Here is a 17,585-nt window from a genome sequence, read left to right as displayed (position 1 = left end):
AACAGTTGGACGGATGTGGGGTATCTTTTAGGGACGGCATAAAAGTTGTTCCCACCAAGATAAAATGAAAATAATCCGTAAATATCGGAATCGTGTTATGGAAGGAGTAAAAATAGCTGGTATCCAATTAAGTGTCTAGCGGCTAATGGCAGGAAATTTCCGCGGGGAACGCCATAGATGCAAAAGATATTGTACATCCACCGGGCCAGAGTACGGGTATCTACACGACACTGCCGGGTTAGAATGCGGTGAAGCACTGCACGGTGACCATTGGTTGAATGCCGGATGACTTGCGAATGGCATAAGCCATTCGATCCAGCAACCACTGCTGGAAGAGAGCCTGCGTAGAAAACGCCGTAGGCGCAAAAGACGCTGTGCGTCCACCGGGCCAGAGCATAGGCGTCTACACGACTCTGCCGGGTTCAGAATTCAGAATGCGGTGGAACACTGTACGGTAACCATTGGTTAAAGGTCAGACCAGTTTCGGAAGGCATGAGAGTATTTACCGTTCGATCAGATATCCAAGATGGCCATATGAAATGTTGTAGGCGCGAAAGACACTGTGTGTCCAGCGCGCATTCAGGAAGAGTCGTACGGATAGGAAGATTGTATAGGATACAGCCTGATGAATACAGGATAGGAAAGAAGGCCTCCAGTCCGAAAGGTCTGGAGACCTTTTTCTAAGTAAAATTATATACAATAGCAGCTTTTTCCGAGGAAGAGACCTCTGTTTGAAAAAGGAACCTTGTTCCAAAAATTACCATCTCTGAAAGAGCCGTATGATCCGCAAAGATCATTGAAATCCATGTATAGATATGCTATGATAATTTTGTAACAATTATGGAAAAATGCAGAGCACCGCTGAGTTGGTACAGCGGTTTTGGAAGGATGGAATACAAATGGAAGTCGGAAAACGCATCAGAGCATTGCGTACTGCGAAAGGTCTTACCCAAGAGGAGCTTGGAAAGCTACTTGGGGTAAAGAAGGCTGCTGTACAAAAGTATGAAAACGGAAGCGTGGAGAATTTAAAGCGAGCAACCGTTCTCAAACTAGCAGAAATTTTCGATGTATCTCCTTCATATCTGATGGGATTTGATGAGATTGAAACCGCAAAATCGGAAAAGCTTGAGGGAATTTATCTCAATTTGGCGAGAACTGCACAGGATTTGGCTTTAGACCCTGATGATTTGGAATTGATTATGCAGACCGTTGCACAGCTGAAACGGCGAAATGAGCGGTCGTGAAACAGACATAAAGACATACAGTAACAATTGAAACGCCGCCGGATCGAGTCCAACTCATCCGGCGGCGTTTGTATATACTTTTTGTCAGGAATGAGAGGGCTTTACCACCTGGTATAGTCCTCTTTACTTATTTTGTAGTTCGGCCAATTTTTTGACGAAATCCAAAGCAAAATCTTGGAATTCCGGCTGTAAGGATTGAAAAATCTTCGACATTTGTTTTAGTTTTGGATTATTTAAGGGACTTTCGTCTGTCTGGTATCCGGTTTCCCAAAGGGTGTCTAGGGATACCCCCAACGCTTTCGCAATGGAAATACTTTGGCGTCCTCTTGGTTCCTTTTTACCCTTTAGATAGTCCGAGATAGCAGCTTCGCTCAATCCAGTTGCTCGTGCCAAATCGACAGCTTTGAGTCCTTTTTGAGAAAGAATTTCCTTTAACTTATTTGCAAAAGCCATATATTCACCTCTTTTTAAATAATCTTAACATATGTTAAGATTATTTGCAATAAGTATTGACATTATTAACTTAAGTGAATATAATATAGAGGAACTTAACAAATGTTAAGGAGGCGATCGAAATGGTATATCCTTTCAAATATCCGATGTTATATGGAGAATTAGCAATGCAGGGAAAGACCAAAAAAGATCTAGCGAAGTTTTTACATATTACTATGGCTGGCTTAAGATATAGACAAAGTATAAAGACAAGGGGAGACTTTCGTGGGGAAGAAATGCGGGCAGCATCGATTTATTTAGGAAAGTCAGTGGATTACTTATTTAGTATTGATAAAGACGATCTGTAAACGGAAATTCATATAACTTTAAGACCAGAGAATTAAATCATTAAATTGTAGAATGGATACGATCTACTATAGAAAGTGGTAATTAATGCCATAGAACATATTTAATTTCACAATATAGAATCAATATTCTAATAGATTTATATATAATATTTAAATATAAAACCAAGAGGGGAATAAAATTATACAAAATCGCAGATGTACGCTGAACGAAACTTTTTTCGTGGGGGTTCTGATAGAAGGAAGGTGAAATAGTAGGGAATAAGACTTAACAGTTGGATCATTGGATTTGGAAGAGGAGTGATTATGTGAAAAGGTTATGTAGAAAAGTAGCAGCTTTGACATTGAGCGCAGTTATGGCGGTATCTATGGGAACGTCCGGTGCAATGGCGCAGACAATGGAGCCGGTTTTAACGACGCTCACAGTTGATACAAGTACCCACGGAGCTTTCCAAGGCGCTTATGGCGGGGATGGTTATATCCTCCCGGCCTACTATGGTGACAATTCATCCGGAATGACGGCCTACGACGCACTTCCCAGCTATGTGGACGACATTACATACAGCTATGAAGCACGCCATGGCACATGGTTGAAATCCGGTGCGCAGGCGGAGGCGATGCTTGCCGTCGGCGAGGACGAGCCCCGTCTTGGCTATATCTTTGATGATGAATGTCTAACCGTACACGTTGATGTCAATGATGATGCGATGCACACCATCAGCCTGTATGCTGCAGAAGGGCAAAACCGCGAGCAAAGCTATCAGTTCTTTGATGCGGAAACAGGCGAGGCAATTTCCGATAAGGTGACCATTTCCGATTTTGCGAGTGGCCAGTATGTATCGGGGGCTTTTAGCGGTGATATTGACGTTGTTATCCAAAATGAAAACATTGTAGAATTGGTGACGAACTCGGTAATCAGCGGTATCTTTTTTGACAATAAGGTTTACGAAGAGGAACCCGTCCGTTGGATCAATGTGAGCGCGCCGGATGGACGCGATACATTTGACCAAGAGGAATTTCCTATCCAGATGACGGCAGAGGTTGCCCCTTCTTATGCGGCAAACAAAGAGGTTTCTTGGAGTGTAGAGCCTTTGGAGGTGGAAGGCGACGGCAAAGCTACCATTACGGAGGACGGGAAACTGACAATTGAAGATGCCGGAATTTATGTGGTAACCGCAGAAGCGAAGGATGGTTCCGAGGTCAAAGGAAGTTGCACCATCAGTATGACACCCGGGGATGCAGAGGCGTGGACTGTGGATGCAGAGACGCGTGGAAATTGGATTGACCAATATGGGGCGGATGGTTATGTGCTGAATGCATGGGGAGATAATGCCACCGACATAGAAAATCTTCCCTATTATGTGGATTCCATCTCCTATGGAACGGAAGACCGCAATGGAAACTATTTGGCAAAGACTGGAACGGCGGATACGCTTCCGGATGGACTCCCGAATCCAGAGGATAGCGAAGGTACCCGAAAGATTTCCTATCGCTTTGACGACAAATGTCTGACGGTCAAAATCCGTGTAAATGACAATGATACGCACAAGGTGACCTTCTATGCTTTAGCAGAAAATGAAAACGGTAGAAAGGTGAGTTACCAGGCGTTTAAAGCGGATACGAAAATTCCCGTTTCACAAAAAATCGAAATCGAGAAACTATCTCAAGGGAAATATGTAACGGTAACCTTTGCCGGCTCGATTGACGTTGTGATTAATAATGAAAACTATTCACCACTAAAGACAAACGCGGTAGTCAATGGTATTTTCTTTGATACTGACTACGGCGATGTAATCCCGGTGAAACGTTTGTCGATTGCCCCCGAGGATGGAGAGACCGTACGTCCAGGAACGGGAACCGTACAGATGATTGCAACAATCTATCCCACAACAGCGATGGATAAAACCATCACTTGGTCAGTGGAACCCGAGGGGACGGACATTGCAGAGATCGATCAGAATGGTTTGCTTACCATTCACAAGAGCGGCAGTTTTAAGGTCTGCGCTGTGGCGAATGGCGGGGAAAATATCCGTGCAGAGGTCAGCTTTGCCAGTCTGGGCGATTTAGCTGTACCGGATCGAACCGAGATCTCTACGATAGGCGAACAATTTGCCATGATTCAAAACAGCAAGGTTCGCGTCATCTATAATATGGAAACCGGCCGGTATTCCGCCTATGAACAGGAGAGCAGTTTGCCATATATCCTGAACGCTTATACGCAAGTCAATGACGATAAGAGCATCGACGGATATTCGTTCCGAATGGAAGAGGTAGCTGAAGACTCTGAAACAGTAAAAACCATGCGAATCATCGGCGAAAAGGACGGTAAAAACAGCATTGTTTTGGATGTGACCCTGGAAGATGGCCGTGGAGAGATTATTCTGACGGCGGGAATCGTCAATACTTCCGGCGAAAAGGCCAAGCTGATGCAGATGTATCCTTTGGTGGCCAATTATGCGAACGGCGGCGGTATATTTGTAGGCCCCGATCCAGAAGAAGATCACGTTTTGCTGACCGGCGAAGGAAACTGGACCGTTCCGCGTCTGATTGACGGTGTGAATGCAACGTCCAAAAACAATACATTGATTTCTTATCGTGACAATCCAGCTAAAGAAAGCTTTGTGATCGGCGGACTGACTACCTACGAATTCCAAAACACCATCGATACAGCTTATCATACGGGCACGGCCTTGGATAACAATGGCCGTAAAGGGATCGATGCAAAAATTCGCATTTATGACAATACGGGTAAACTGGTGGACGAGGACCAGCTCTATATGGGCGACAAGGCGATGGTGAATTTCACAGAAAAGAACCCCTACACCGCTTTGGAGGCCTATGCGGACAAACAGGCAGATGCCATGCATGTCGATTTGATCGACTTTGACCCATACTATTACGAATGCCTCTGGTATGTCAACTGGCTGACGCCTGGCGCTAACAATGCGGACTTCGCGGTGCAGGAGGTCAAAGACCTGGTGGACCGCGGGGTATCCAATTATGCAATTCCGAACCTGCGTGTGGAACCGGACAGCTATGTCAATCCAAACGAGCAGCTCTGGTGGGATGACGAACATTGGAAAGAGTTTGGACATATGACGGACAATTATCCGACCATCGCAGATTGGAACAAGGCGATGAACGAGGCCGGCGGCGAGGGCGGCTTGTATATGCAGGCCTCCTATCGTTCGGATGATTACTGTGAGCAGTATCCTGGACATATGCTGTACAACGATCCCAATGAGGGGCCGGACTATACCGATCCAGATTTTATTGCTCATATGGAGGATGTTTACACGAACATTAAAAACTCGGGCATTCGTTCTCTATTCTTTGACTATGCAGGCCAGTATCACGGGACAAGTGGCGGATACCTGCTGGATAAGACAGGCGGTTTTGAGGACCCATATGCAACAGCGGTTTCTGCATACCGCAACATCTTCGCCTTGCCGAAGAAATTCGTAGGCCCGGACATCCGCATTACGGAAAATTCCTGGGAATACAGCGGTTCCGATTTGGCCATTGGTTTGATCGACATTCAGCGCACCATTGGCGACAACAACGCATTTACACCGGAAATGACCCGCATGAGTTCCTACCAGTGGTACCGGCATAGAACCACAAAGCTTCTGTATCCGGACGTTAAGGTGTTCAGCGACGCCGATCTGGACTTACGCCGTGCAGAGATTACGGGTACAGCCTTCTTCTTTGGAAAGATGACCATTGGAGAGAGTGTCACCCGCATGGACGATCAGAAAATCCGTGACATTGGTAAGTCCGTTCCATTCCCGATCAACGGTATCACTGCCCGCCCGGTTGGTCTATTCGAATCGGGCAGCGACTTGCCAGTAGTTTACGATTATAAGTTCGATTCCGACTACGACGATCATATTCTCCTGTTCTGGAATCAGACAGACCGTGCGCAAACCATCAACGCTGATCTGGGTGAAGATATTGCGTTTGGCGGTATTGGCCTTGATCCTGAGAAGGAGTATGAAGTGTGGGATTTCTGGAACTGGAATTATATTGGTCGGTATCAGGGAAGCGATATCCTCTCACAGAAGGTTCGCAAGAACGAGATGCGCACGATGGCTGTCCGTGAAGTACGGGAGGACCCATTTGTGCTTTCCACAAACCGTCACCTCCTGCAGGGCGACTTTGATGTGAAGAACGTTCAGTATGATGCAGATTCCAAGACTCTGTCGGGTACGTTTGAAATTGTTGGGAACGATCCTTACAAGGCAATCATTCCGCTGGATGATCATCAGTTGATTGCAAAGGAACTCCAAGTGGACAATGCAGAGGTCGCTTCCAGCTTTGTACAGAGTCCGTTTGGCAATTATGTCGAGTTGAGTATGGATGCGAAAGAAAATCAGACGGTCAACTGGACCCTGACATTTGAAGAAGGGGAACTGGAACCAGACACAGAGGCCCCGACAGATGTAAAAGATCTGCACGCTTCTGCGGACGAGGCCGGCGTGGTGACGTTGGATTGGACTGCATGTACCGACAATAGCGGCTTTGTACAGTACAATGTATATGGCTCCGAAGAGGAAACCTTTGCGTTAAACGATGATACATTGCTCATCAATACAAAAACCAACACCTTTACAGATGATTTTGCGCATGATGGAGATTTCTATTATGTAGTTCAAGCAGTGGATGCCTCTGGAAATGCAAGTGAACCCGCAAAGGTACGTACAAATTCTGTGGTAGAAGCAGTGGATTTGAGCATTCTGACAGCGACAGCAGGAAATAGCAATTCGTCGAGTGAGGATGCCTCAAAAGTACTCGATAATGATACCAGCACGATTTGGCATACCGACTGGGATGGCATATCCAGGGATCAGCAGTGGATTGACATCCACTTTGCAACTCCTACCGAAGTGAACACTTACCGGTATTTGCCGCGTTCTGGGGCTGGCAACGGCACGGTGAAGCAATATGAACTTTATGCTAGCATGGACAATGGAGCCACTTATGAAAAGGTCGCCGAGGGGACCTGGGAGGCGGTAGATGGATGGAAAGAGGCCACCTTCCCCACCATGACGGTTACCAATCTCAAGTTGATGTCCATCGATTCGGTTGGAAATTATTCCTCTGCGGCAGAGATTCGCGCTTTAAATATTGCCGGTATTTCAGAGGTAGAAATGCGGGAGGAGAATGTGCAGCTTTCGGTTGGTGATACGTATGCCCTACAGGCAGATGTATACCCGACGAACCACAGCGATGCAGCGTTGACCTGGACTTCCTCGAACCCAGAGGTTGCCACCGTTGATTCGGAGGGCGTTGTGGTTGCTTTGAAAGATGGTACGGCGACCATCACTGCGCAGGTCAATGGGACAGAACTTCTGACAAGGTGTGAGGTTGACGTTGGCACATTGACGCCAGAGAGCCACCTTTTGAGCGTCCTTTACACCAAGAATGCAAACCTATCGGTCAATGATGAAACGCAGCATATTGCAGATTTGCTTGGTAAATACGAAGCAGAGGTTATGGGCGGCGATGAACTCCAACTTGTATTTGTTCCTTCTGTGGAAGGAAGGACGTTTGCGGATGTACAGGTGAACGGAAAGCCTGCCGAATTTGATGTGGATGGTTTTACGTATCTGTTGACCATGCCCAATAAAGACACCACCATTCAGATCCACTTTGCCACCGTATACAAAGGAACCCTCGATCAGACCATTCAATACGCGGAGAGCGAGAATATCAGAGCGCAAGTGGACGAAGCGGTTCCTGTGGTGCAGAAGGCTTTTGACAAAGCGCTAAGTGCCGCAAAAGAAGTCTACGCGGAAAAAACGGCTACCCAGGAAGAGATTGACAAAGCATGGTCGGATTTGATCAATGTATTGCATCTTTTGGAATTTAAACCGGGCGACAAGAGCGCCCTAGAAATGGACGTGGAACTTGCTAAGATGATTGAAGCAGAGTTCTTTACAGAAACCAGCTACCAGGTATTGCAAGATGCCATTGCAGATGCAGAGGCTGTTCTAGCCAATGAAAATGCAATGGAGGATAGCATCTTAGAGGCCCAGGATGCATTGCGCAAGGCAATGGAGGAGCTCCAGTATAAGGCGGACCGGAGCCAACTGGACGTATTGTTGGTAGAAGCACAGGCAATCTTCGATCATGCAGATGCTTATGTCAATCAAGGTTGGGACGACCTTCGTGTAGCATATGAGGCAGCGCTTGCAATTACAGAGGAATCGGAGCAGAATTCTGTTGACGAGGCGGCGAGCGCATTGGCGCGCGCAATTGCGAATATGCGCTTGAAGGCAGATAAATCGCAGCTGCAGGCAGAAGTCCAGCGCGCGGATCAAATCGATCGTTCCCTCTATACAAAAGAGAGCGTCCGTGTTTTGGAACGCGCATTGGAAAATGCCAATGCTTTGTTGGACAGAGACGACCTTAGTGAGGACGATCAGAAGGTTGTAGATGACGGAACAAAGGCTTTGACTGCCGCGATTGGCGCCCTCGTTGCCATTGAGAAAGACAACGAGAACCATCAAAGCGGGAATAATGGCTCCAGCAGCCACAAGGGGAGTTCTTCCTCTGGAAAGAAGGCCGTGGGCAATACAAGCGGCGCGGGTACTGCGATTGCAGTCCTTTCCAGTGCATCCAATGTAACGCAGAAGGTTTCTGTGGTATCCGATACGACGGTTCCTTTCACAATGAAGCGGGGCAGCGCCTATTGCTTTAAGATGACGGTGGTCAATGAAAGCGACGTAGTTCCGAACTTTACCGTGGGGAATAGCGCTGTTCTTAAGACACAGTTTGTAGCAAAGAAGGGCCAAGACTATTACTTCCGTATTTATGCAGTAGGTGTGCCGGGCAGCAGCACAGGCATCTATACAACCATGCCCGGTGAGGCAGCACAGAAACATTGTGCAGTGACCATCGCATAAGAACAGGAAGCGCAGTCAAAAGGATAACGAGGGAGGAGTTGGTTTTCTTTTCGAGGCTCTTGTACCAGAGAAGAACCCCCTTCCCCTTGTAATCCTGTTACGAGGAGCTTTTTGACGGGATGTCGTAAATAGCAAAAGCAATACAAAATAGACCCCCTGCTATGCAAACCGCATAGCAGGGGGTCTTTCCATAAACCTGTAAAAAGCGCAATCGGGTTACTCCAAAATATGTTTGTATTGAATCTCCTTTAGCCAACCCTCCAGGTTGCTAAGCAAAGATTCATAGAGCGCACTGTCGCTGAGATCGTCGATGTCGTCCAGTTTTAAGAAGGCAGCATTTTCAGAACGGCGCCCATCGATTTCTTGTAGGCGCTCCAGAACGCCATATTCCTCGCCGTGTAAGCCTACAAACTGCCAATAGATAGGGAAGCGGGAGGTCTTGATCAGAATTTCTTCGATCTCCCAATCCGAACTGAGACGGCCATCTGTGATGAAGAGGACCATCACCGGCTTTCGAAGAGCACCATAGATCATCATAATGTCACGCATAGCCTCCGGTTCATTGTTGTATTGGTAGTTGAGCATACTCATCCACCGCTCAAATCCCCCGGCTTCTGCAAAGGTGTAGTCTCGCACATTATCCATCGTGACCGCGCCAAACTGACGGCTTTTTGCACCAAAAGCCCACAGGTCCATTGAGGCAATATCAGATAGGGTGGTCGCAAAGGCGAAAAATTTGTCGATTACACGCTGCATACGGCCATTTCGATACAGATCAAACATGGAGCCGGAAGCATCCATACACGTGACAACCTGTACTGGAAGATCAGCCACATCCGGATGACGTGCAAAAGAAGCAAACATATTCTTATAGAGACTGGTTAAGTATTCCGTATCCCCGCGGCACTGACGCGCTAAATTGTCCATGCGGGAACAGACATGGTTTGGTAGGGAAGCGACAATGTTTTGTACCAAAGAAGGTCCGGCCGGATTCCGAGGGGAGGGATTCGGCTGTTGTGGGGGCGAGGGAGACGACGGACGATTGATCATGGGAGGTGTGGAGGGAACGGAACCAGCTACTGTCCCCCCAAAGTGTTCCACCAGTGCTTTCAATCCACCGTTAAAACCGCGCCCAACCGCATTGAATCGCCAGTCATCCCCTCGACGGTAGAGCTCACAGATGACAATGGCACGTTCCGCCGAAAACTGGCCGCCCGTGTAGGAATAACGTCCGACCTCTTCCTGGCCGCGAAAAAGACACACGTGGCCCTTTTCCAACTCCTGCATGGTACGTGTTCCGTCGATTGCTGCCGTAAAGGATAGTTTAGCGATGTGGGAGGGCAACTGATCCAGACACAGGTGAAAACGAACAGCGCCGCTGGCCACCCCATCGCGAAGAACGATTTCATTTTTGGGGGAATTCTTTTGATTGTAAAAGACAAAATAGCGCTCATCAGAAAGACGTCCAGCTGCATCCAGCCCAAAACACCCAATATCAATTTCCAAAGGGGCTTTGTGGTAGAGTTCCAAATCCAATTCCAGGCCGCTACAGAGTCTGCGAACGGATTCTTTTTGCCCGCGCAAAAAATCCAGCATAGTACACCTCCTGAATCAGGCGTGTTTTTCGGGGAAGATCAGCTTGCGTATGGTTCCAACCGGGAGAACTATCAGCGAAAGCAGAACTACGACGCCCCATTCTTGAAGGGTCAGCGGAGCCGTCCGAAGGATGGGACCGCCGATGAAGGTCATAAGAACCTGTACAACAGCGATCAGCGCCATGATATATAGGAACATCTTGTTTTGCGTAATATTATCAAAGATATTGAGTTTTTCCGTACGCGCATTAAATCCGTTCAGCATAGCGCTAAGTACATAGAAACAGAAGAACCCGGTCATAAAATAGATGTCGTGTCCTTCGTAAACCATCTCACCGTCCAGGCGGAACAGACTCTGGAAGAAAGGATGCTGAAGAAAAACCAGGCTGGCGGTGGTCAGATAAATCCCCATGACCAAGAGAGAGGACCACATATTTTTGCTGATGATGGATTCGTCTCTGCGCTTTGGTTTTTCATCCATATAGCGGTCCAGGGCGGGTTCGCCGCCCAGTGCAAGCGCCGCAAGCGTATCCATCACGATATTGACCCACAACATTTGCGTGACAGACAGCGGTGTGCCCATGCCGATAAATGGCCCAATTAGGGCGATCAAAACAGCACTGATGTTGATGGTAAGTTGAAAGACAATGAATTTCCGAATATTGTTGTAGATGGTACGTCCGTACAAAACGGTTTTTACAACGGAATTAAAATTGTCGTCGAGGATGGTGATCGCTGCCGCTTCTTTGGAAACCTCTGTGCCTGAACCCATCGCAAAACCTACGTCGGCTTTTTTCAGGGCGGGCGCATCGTTGACGCCGTCGCCCGTCATACCGACCACCAGATTCAATTCCTGTGAAACGCGAACCAAACGGCTCTTATCCGTCGGAAGTGCACGCGCGACTACACGCAGGCGCGGCAATACCTTTTTGAGTTCCTCATCGGACATGGAGGCTAAATCCTCGCTGGTCAGCGCCAAATCGTCTGTAGATTCAATGAGTTTGGCGTCTCGGGCAATGGCTGCGGCGGTCTCTTTCTTATCGCCTGTGACCATGACCACTTGAATTCCGGCGCGTTTTGCAGTTTGAATTGCTTGCACCGCCTCGGGGCGCAATTCGTCCCGGATTCCAACCATGCCGACGAAAGTCATATCCTGTAAAAGATGTTCGCCAATTCGGTTGTCGGAAGTGGCAAAGGCAAGGACACGCATCGCTTTTTCTGAGAGGGCAGCCATGCGCTTTTCGAGTACTGCCCGTACCTCATCCGTGAGGGGATGGACCTGTAGGTCCTCGCCGTAATAGGCGGTACAGTACGCCAGAAGCTTTTCCGGCGCCCCTTTGATGATGGCCCGATTCAGGCGCCCTTTCATCATGCTGGCCGAGTACTTGTTTGCGCTGTTGAACATCAGCGTATCCTCGCACTCCATTTTGTAAGTTTCGTACGTCAACGTCCCGTCAACCCCCACAAATTCGTGGAGCGCCCGTTCTGTGGCATTGCCGCCGGTGACCTGTAAGGTTCCATTGTTGACCAGTGCGATTGCATTGGTATTGCCACAAATATTGATTAGAAGCATCTCGCGCAGCGGATCCGGGATGCTGGCAAAGCTCTGGTAATCTTTTCCCTCGGGAGAAATGAAATCCACCACCTGCAGAGCCCCTTTAGTGATGGTGCCCGTCTTATCAGAAAAGAGAATGTTCAGGCTTCCAGCTGTTTCTGCGCCATCGATTTTACGGATGAGGATGTTGTCTTTCAGAAGTTTTTTCATGTTTAACCCAGACACCAATGCAATCATCATTGGCAGGCCTTCCGGAACGGCTACTACGATGATGACAACCGCCAGCGTGATGGAGGAAACGAGGTCGCGCAAAATCTGCATGATGTTCTCCACAGAGAAGTAGGCAGGAGCGCCGGGCAAGAGCGTCGGATTAAAGAAGATGCAGTTGACCATGAAGGCTATGGCGATCAATGTTCCACCGATGTAGCCAAATTTGGAGATAGCATCGGCCACTTTTCCCAGTTTGACCTTCAAAGGCGATTCGCGTTCATCGTCCTCCTTGAGTTCCTGCGCCAAACGGCCGAATTGCGATTGGTCGCCCACACATTTAACCTGCATAATGGCTTCGCCGCTGGTTACTACCGAACCGCGATATACCTTATACGGGTCTAAGAAGTCAATTTTATCTGCATCGTAAACATAGTCAGAATTCGCTGCGGTCTTTTTCGCCTCTTCGCTTTCGCCGTTGAGGCTCGCTTGATTAACTTTTATATCGCCGTCGATGAGGAAGCCGTCCGCACAAACCTTGTCCCCTGCCTGAAGGAGGACAAAATCGCCCGTAACAATATCATCGATTTTCATGTCTGTAATCTGTACCATACCATTGCGTTTGCGGAATACTTTACAGAGAATTTTGGAATATTCATCCTGGAGCTTTTGAAACAGTTGATTGTTGGAATATTCGCTATAGGTTGAAACCGTGGTTGCCAATATAACCGCAATGGCGATGCCGACAGCCTCCAGCCAGTCGCCCACGCCGGCAATCGCAAACACCACCGTGATGATCAAGGCCACCGTTAAAATGCGAATCAGGGCGTCTCCACGGAAAGTTTCCCACAATTCGCGCCAGAAAGAGGTTTGCTCCGGCGGGGTCAACATGTTGCTTCCATACTTTTTTCGGCTTTCTTCCGCTTCCTGTTCAGTAAGCGCGTTTATTTCATGATTTTTAAGCATATGATCGTTCTCCTATACCGGTTAAGATATGGGTTAAAACCTCCTCTGTACCGGCTTGAGCGGGCAGGGAGGAGTATCGAATGGGAAATCCCCAGTCGGTGCCTTCAAGCTCACATCCCTTTAGGGACCAAGCTGTGTCGCAGGTGCGCAGCATCGGCACATCGAACCAGGAATCTCCAAAACCTACTGTCAGGCCGCCGCCTTCCAATTCCCGAACACGTTCGAGGACGGCGCCCTTGTGTAGGGCCTTAGGATAAAGATACAATTTCTTCCTTTGACGGTACAACCCCCAACCAGAGGGATAAAACTCCTTTGCCAAAGAAGTGTATGCAGAATCGTCGAATGTATTTTCTTCCACGAAAAAGACAGCCAGATATTCATATTGCTTGGAAAGGCACTGAATTCCCGGCAAGTGCTTCAGAACCAGTTTCACTCCGTCCGTTAGACCTAGGGGAAGGGAGTGAACGGTGTGTTTTACGTGTTCCATCCATACGCGATCTTCCTTACCGTCGCGGTATAGATATAAGCCGTTTTGCAGAGATAAGTAACGGCAGCTTCCATCGGAGACAAAGGTTACCCGATGGGCTTGTTCCAATCCCCGGAGGGTATTGATGAGGAAAACAGCCCGCTTTTGCAATGCCCGCAGTGCGGAGAGCGCACCAGGGGTCATAAAACCAAAGGGCTCCTCAAAGCGATACTCCACAGGGAGGACTTTCGCATCTCCCTCCAGGCGGCGTTGTGAAAAAAGGAGCGTGCGGTCCAGATCGGCAGAGAAAATCATTCTATTCCTCCCCGCTTGTCCGCGATCAACCCGCAACAGAGATAAGGCATATCCGGATAGATGGTAACTGGAACATGCCGCTCCTTGGCCAATAGCATAATATGGCCGACATCCGGATGCCCGGCTTCCCGCAAAAGAACCCGATCCGGCACACGGCGCAAAAGGACGCGTGTGGTTTCGCCGATGCTCGGTTTGATCCGGTTGATGTCGTGGATACCGAAATTCTCACCGATCCGCCGGACCGCTTGCATACCGCTCCAATCGGGCGTACGGTTCAACGCACAGAGATGCGTGAATTGTTCCAAGATTTCATTGCGCCGCGGGGCAAACCATTGGCACACCCCATCCAAATAGCGGGCGGTCTGGTCTTTTTCAGCAAACTCCTTGTAAACCCGAACCCCGTGAAAATCGTTGGGGCCGATTAAGGACGTATTGTGCACAGTGCGGCTGATTAAACCACAAATGGTGCTGTTGAGACAGCAGGATGGATTGATAAAATCCTCCCGTGTGGCAAACAGAGAACATGAGTGGGCCGGGTCGGCCAATACCGCCAATGTGGGCTGTAGGGCGGTCCCGTTATGTGCGTTGAATTGTTTGCAGGATTCCTCCAATTGGTGGGTAATCATTCCCTTTCCGGTCCAACCGTCCACAAAGACGATTTCCTGATTTGGATGCCGGGACAAGATCAAACGTATGGCATTTTCGTCAAGTCCCTTACCGCGGATGATGCTTACCCCATAGTGCGGCAAGTCACAACCTAATTCACGCGCGGCATAACGGCGCATTAAGATGCCGCATGGGACCCCTGCACGCACCAAAGAAACCAAAACCGGGTTTGCATACACGGAGAGCACCAGGCGTGTCAAAACACCTGTGTAGAGAGCTACTTCCGGCAGTTGTGTCTCCATTAGATGATCGAAAACCTTCTCATAGGCGGGGCTGGGAACCTGTTCAATGGGAAGGTCCTCGGAATAGTGGCGGCCTGCCTGTATGTCGCGTTCCCGGAGGGCGGTTTCCCGCTCTTCCACCTGCCCGGTCACGTCCTTGAGCAGCAGGACGACGTCATTTGGATCAAAACTCCCCAGATGGGGCGGTAACATTGCATCCCTCTGTTTCATAACGCGATCACCGTCACTTTCTCCATCCCCTTGCCTTTGAGATAAGCGGCAAGCTGGCGCAAGCCCGCAGGGCGCAAAACGCCTTCTTCGACAAAGAGGAGAGCCTCCTGATATACACCATCCGGGACATTGTACAGATACCCCACCGGGCTGTAACAATCCGGCGGGTCAAAACAAACTCCGGACACAATGGCGGAACCAGACATGGGAAATACGGGGCTTTGTGTAGTGGAATGGAACTTGCATCCGCCGCAGAAACCAGCGATCAAGGCAGGCGCAAAGATAAATTCCCCGGTGCCCAAGCAAAGTCTATGTTTTCCCTGAGAGGGAAGAGAGAGCTGTGCGGAAATGGATTGACAGCGGGACCGTTGACGTTCCAAGGCATCCGATGTTTGGAGGGTCCGGTCTGCGAGGGGCTCTCCGGACAGTGGGCGAATGTCAAAGGGTTCACCGGGGGTATTGCGGAAGTCCGTCAGGGAAAGGGGAGGAAGAGTTCCCGTCTGAATACCGCAAATGTGTCCGTGCAGAAGGGATACCACTCGGATTTCAATCCCAAGTTCCTGCTCGATTGCACGGCGGTTGCCACCGTCGCTGTTGTCCACCAGAGCCATCAATGTAAAGCGGCGAATGCCATAGGCCTTATGAAGCTGACGGATTAAGCGCAGCGCCGTATTCCCGGTAGTAAGTTCGTCATCTACCAAAACCACCTGTTGACAGGCGGCCATAAACGGATCTTGCGGGTCCAAGTACAACCGATGGGTTCGGGCATGGGAATGGGATTCATCGAAGACTAGAGGGGAGGTTCCCACGGATTCCAACCGGGTGGTACTGATATACGCCATTTCTCCTGTGAAACAATCGGCAGCTGCCCGGGCTAACCCCGTTGCCGTTTCGGCAAAACCGAGAAACAATGTCCGGTCTTTCAAGCCCAAACGTTCACGGGAATGCTCTAAGTCATTCCACAGCGAAAGAAAGGGAGGAGCAGAATGCCCTTTGAGGATTTCCGCCCAACCGTGGCGGTCCGGCTGTCCCATCCACGCAAGAGCCAGAAGTTTCCCCGCAGCCAAAAGTGAAGAGGGAGAAATGGGAAGATGCTTGCCTAACACCTTGCTGACAAACAGAAAGGCGCGCTGTGGATTTTGGCGAACAGCCAATTGAAAGAGATCCTCCGCGCACAATCCAAAGCGCGCTTCTTCCACCTCTAATTCAAGAGTAAGCGCGGGTTCCAGAGAAAAAACCGTTTTGCTCATAGATGGTACACCTCGTTGTAGACCGCCCGAAGCAGGCCTTTTGCATCGGTATTCTCCTGATAAACCCCAAAAAGTTCCGCTTGACGCAGCGTTTTTTTCGCCCAAAGGGCGTGGGGCTTCAGTTCATTCATTTTGTTGTGACGGATACTGGGCATAACCCCCAAATGTCCAGGGTCTTCTCCCAATATGGCGGCGGCATCGTGATACCGCTCATACGGTATAGCATAGCTGGCCTGGACGGGGAGCAACTGTGTAGGATGGACACAGGTTTTTCCGCAGAGGCCGTTTTGCAGATCGAAATAGACCTCTTTCATGAGTCCTTCCACTTCTGCCCAACTTCGAAGTGCCCGTGCCCGCGCAATGGTGCTGTAGTACTCCCATACAGGGCCGCTGATGGTATAGCGATCCCCTAGACCGAATACCCGAACGATGTCCGCGATGCAGGAGGCCACCATGGGGATGCTATAGATCGTCGTATCGACACACCGCCGGATGCCGTACAATCCACACAGGTCGGTAGCGCCCACACGAATATTTAGGATACGATCAAAGAACGGGTCTGCGATGGCAGCCAACTCTCGAAGCATTTCTATGCGGTCATTGCAGAGCATCAGTTCCACGGATTCCAAAATGGGCATGATATAGAAAGGAGCTTCTGCCTGCCGGTCGATGTCGGATACAATGGGAAGAGCCCGACGAAGGCTTTGGCTGGTTGCCTTGGGGAGAATGACACCGGTGAGAATGGAGTTGTTTGCCAGAAAAAGTTCCGCTAGGTTTTCCAGCATATCCACATCCTTGACACGTACAAAGAGAAGCGGGAGTCTATCCCGGGATAGACTCCCCTCGAACAATGCCTGCTTTATACTTGCGAGCTGTCGGCCTACGTTTGCTACAGCGGCGTCACGCTCCTGATCGCCGACAGCGTCTTCCAGGCAAATGGCCATGGAGGAGAGCCCTTGTACCTTTCCCTCCTGAACGATCTGGGCAATGGATGGATTTCCCCCCGGAATATAGAGCAATCCGCCGAGTGCGCCGCGCAGAGTCTCCCGTTCGGTTGTTTTATCGAACGGTACGGGATCACGGAAAAACAAGCTTTTCCGGTCGCCGTCGGATAAATAGTTAAAATATTGCATGTTATCGGATCCTTGTGTTTTTTAGAACCCC

At 49.2% G+C, this 17,585-nt stretch carries 10 protein-coding genes; 3 read left to right on the top strand and 7 right to left on the bottom strand.

What is annotated here, in order from left to right:
- Positions 1 to 899: 899 nt before the first annotated feature.
- Entirely contained in the window at positions 900 to 1,244 is a 345-nt protein-coding gene (locus tag B9Y59_RS10865; protein WP_054324718.1) for a helix-turn-helix domain-containing protein, read from the top strand.
- Between the two features lie 123 nt (positions 1,245 to 1,367).
- Here B9Y59_RS10865 and B9Y59_RS10860 read toward each other — a convergent pair whose 3' ends face one another.
- The gene (locus B9Y59_RS10860) at positions 1,368 to 1,697 is read right to left on the bottom strand and encodes a helix-turn-helix domain-containing protein (RefSeq protein WP_054324719.1); all 330 of its coding nucleotides are present in this window, start codon (positions 1,695 to 1,697) and stop codon (positions 1,368 to 1,370) included.
- A 122-nt stretch (positions 1,698 to 1,819) separates the two neighbouring features.
- On the opposite strand from B9Y59_RS10860, the gene B9Y59_RS10855 reads away from it, so the two are divergent.
- Both B9Y59_RS10855 and B9Y59_RS10850 read left to right on the top strand, forming a co-directional pair.
- Positions 1,820 to 2,044, top strand: a complete 225-nt coding sequence (locus B9Y59_RS10855) for a hypothetical protein (RefSeq protein WP_054324720.1) — start codon at positions 1,820 to 1,822, stop codon at positions 2,042 to 2,044.
- A 305-nt stretch (positions 2,045 to 2,349) separates the two neighbouring features.
- Entirely contained in the window at positions 2,350 to 8,949 is a 6,600-nt protein-coding gene (locus B9Y59_RS10850) for an Ig-like domain-containing protein (protein WP_085533430.1), read from the top strand.
- Between the two features lie 216 nt (positions 8,950 to 9,165).
- Here B9Y59_RS10850 and B9Y59_RS10845 read toward each other — a convergent pair whose 3' ends face one another.
- The 6 genes from B9Y59_RS10845 to B9Y59_RS10820 are packed head-to-tail and all read right to left on the bottom strand — an operon-like array spanning position 9,166 to position 17,554.
- The gene (locus B9Y59_RS10845; protein WP_085533427.1) at positions 9,166 to 10,545 is read right to left on the bottom strand and encodes a VWA domain-containing protein; all 1,380 of its coding nucleotides are present in this window, start codon (positions 10,543 to 10,545) and stop codon (positions 9,166 to 9,168) included.
- Positions 10,546 to 10,560: 15 nt separating this feature from the next.
- Positions 10,561 to 13,272: a calcium-translocating P-type ATPase, PMCA-type gene (locus tag B9Y59_RS10840; protein ID WP_085533425.1), complete on the bottom strand. Its 2,712-nt coding sequence runs from the start codon at positions 13,270 to 13,272 to the stop codon at positions 10,561 to 10,563.
- On the bottom strand, positions 13,265 to 14,053 hold the full coding sequence (locus tag B9Y59_RS10835; RefSeq protein ID WP_085533423.1) for an HAD family hydrolase: 789 nt from the start codon (positions 14,051 to 14,053) through the stop codon (positions 13,265 to 13,267). Before B9Y59_RS10835 ends, B9Y59_RS10840 begins: the two co-directional genes overlap by 8 nt.
- Complete coding sequence (locus B9Y59_RS10830) at positions 14,050 to 15,171, bottom strand: cysteine protease StiP family protein (protein ID WP_085533421.1); 1,122 nt, start codon at positions 15,169 to 15,171, stop codon at positions 14,050 to 14,052. Before B9Y59_RS10830 ends, B9Y59_RS10835 begins: the two co-directional genes overlap by 4 nt.
- Positions 15,168 to 16,421 (bottom strand): phosphoribosyltransferase domain-containing protein, encoded by a 1,254-nt coding sequence (locus B9Y59_RS10825; RefSeq protein WP_085533419.1) that lies wholly within the window; start codon positions 16,419 to 16,421, stop codon positions 15,168 to 15,170. The genes B9Y59_RS10830 and B9Y59_RS10825 overlap by 4 nt, the downstream gene beginning before the upstream one ends.
- The gene (locus tag B9Y59_RS10820; RefSeq protein ID WP_085533417.1) at positions 16,418 to 17,554 is read right to left on the bottom strand and encodes an HpcH/HpaI aldolase/citrate lyase family protein; all 1,137 of its coding nucleotides are present in this window, start codon (positions 17,552 to 17,554) and stop codon (positions 16,418 to 16,420) included. Before B9Y59_RS10820 ends, B9Y59_RS10825 begins: the two co-directional genes overlap by 4 nt.
- Positions 17,555 to 17,585: the final 31 nt, after the last annotated feature.

Source organism: Anaeromassilibacillus sp. Marseille-P3371 (assembly GCF_900169665.1).
Lineage (GTDB): Bacteria > Bacillota > Clostridia > Oscillospirales > Acutalibacteraceae > Anaeromassilibacillus.
Note: the sequence above shows the minus strand (reverse complement) of the source record. Positions and strands in the feature narration are given on the sequence as shown.

What these genes read in the sequence shown, in the direction of transcription:
- B9Y59_RS10865 (WP_054324718.1), top strand. Translation starts at nt 900, where the DNA reads ATGGAAGTCGGAAAACGCATCAGAGCATTGCGTACTGCGAAAGGTCTT.
- B9Y59_RS10860 (WP_054324719.1), bottom strand. Translation starts at nt 1,697, where the DNA reads ATGGCTTTTGCAAATAAGTTAAAGGAAATTCTTTCTCAAAAAGGACTC.
- B9Y59_RS10855 (WP_054324720.1), top strand. Translation starts at nt 1,820, where the DNA reads ATGGTATATCCTTTCAAATATCCGATGTTATATGGAGAATTAGCAATG.
- B9Y59_RS10845 (WP_085533427.1), bottom strand. Translation starts at nt 10,545, where the DNA reads ATGCTGGATTTTTTGCGCGGGCAAAAAGAATCCGTTCGCAGACTCTGT.
- B9Y59_RS10840 (WP_085533425.1), bottom strand. Translation starts at nt 13,272, where the DNA reads ATGCTTAAAAATCATGAAATAAACGCGCTTACTGAACAGGAAGCGGAA.
- B9Y59_RS10835 (WP_085533423.1), bottom strand. Translation starts at nt 14,053, where the DNA reads ATGATTTTCTCTGCCGATCTGGACCGCACGCTCCTTTTTTCACAACGC.
- B9Y59_RS10830 (WP_085533421.1), bottom strand. Translation starts at nt 15,171, where the DNA reads ATGAAACAGAGGGATGCAATGTTACCGCCCCATCTGGGGAGTTTTGAT.
- B9Y59_RS10825 (WP_085533419.1), bottom strand. Translation starts at nt 16,421, where the DNA reads ATGAGCAAAACGGTTTTTTCTCTGGAACCCGCGCTTACTCTTGAATTA.
- B9Y59_RS10820 (WP_085533417.1), bottom strand. Translation starts at nt 17,554, where the DNA reads ATGCAATATTTTAACTATTTATCCGACGGCGACCGGAAAAGCTTGTTT.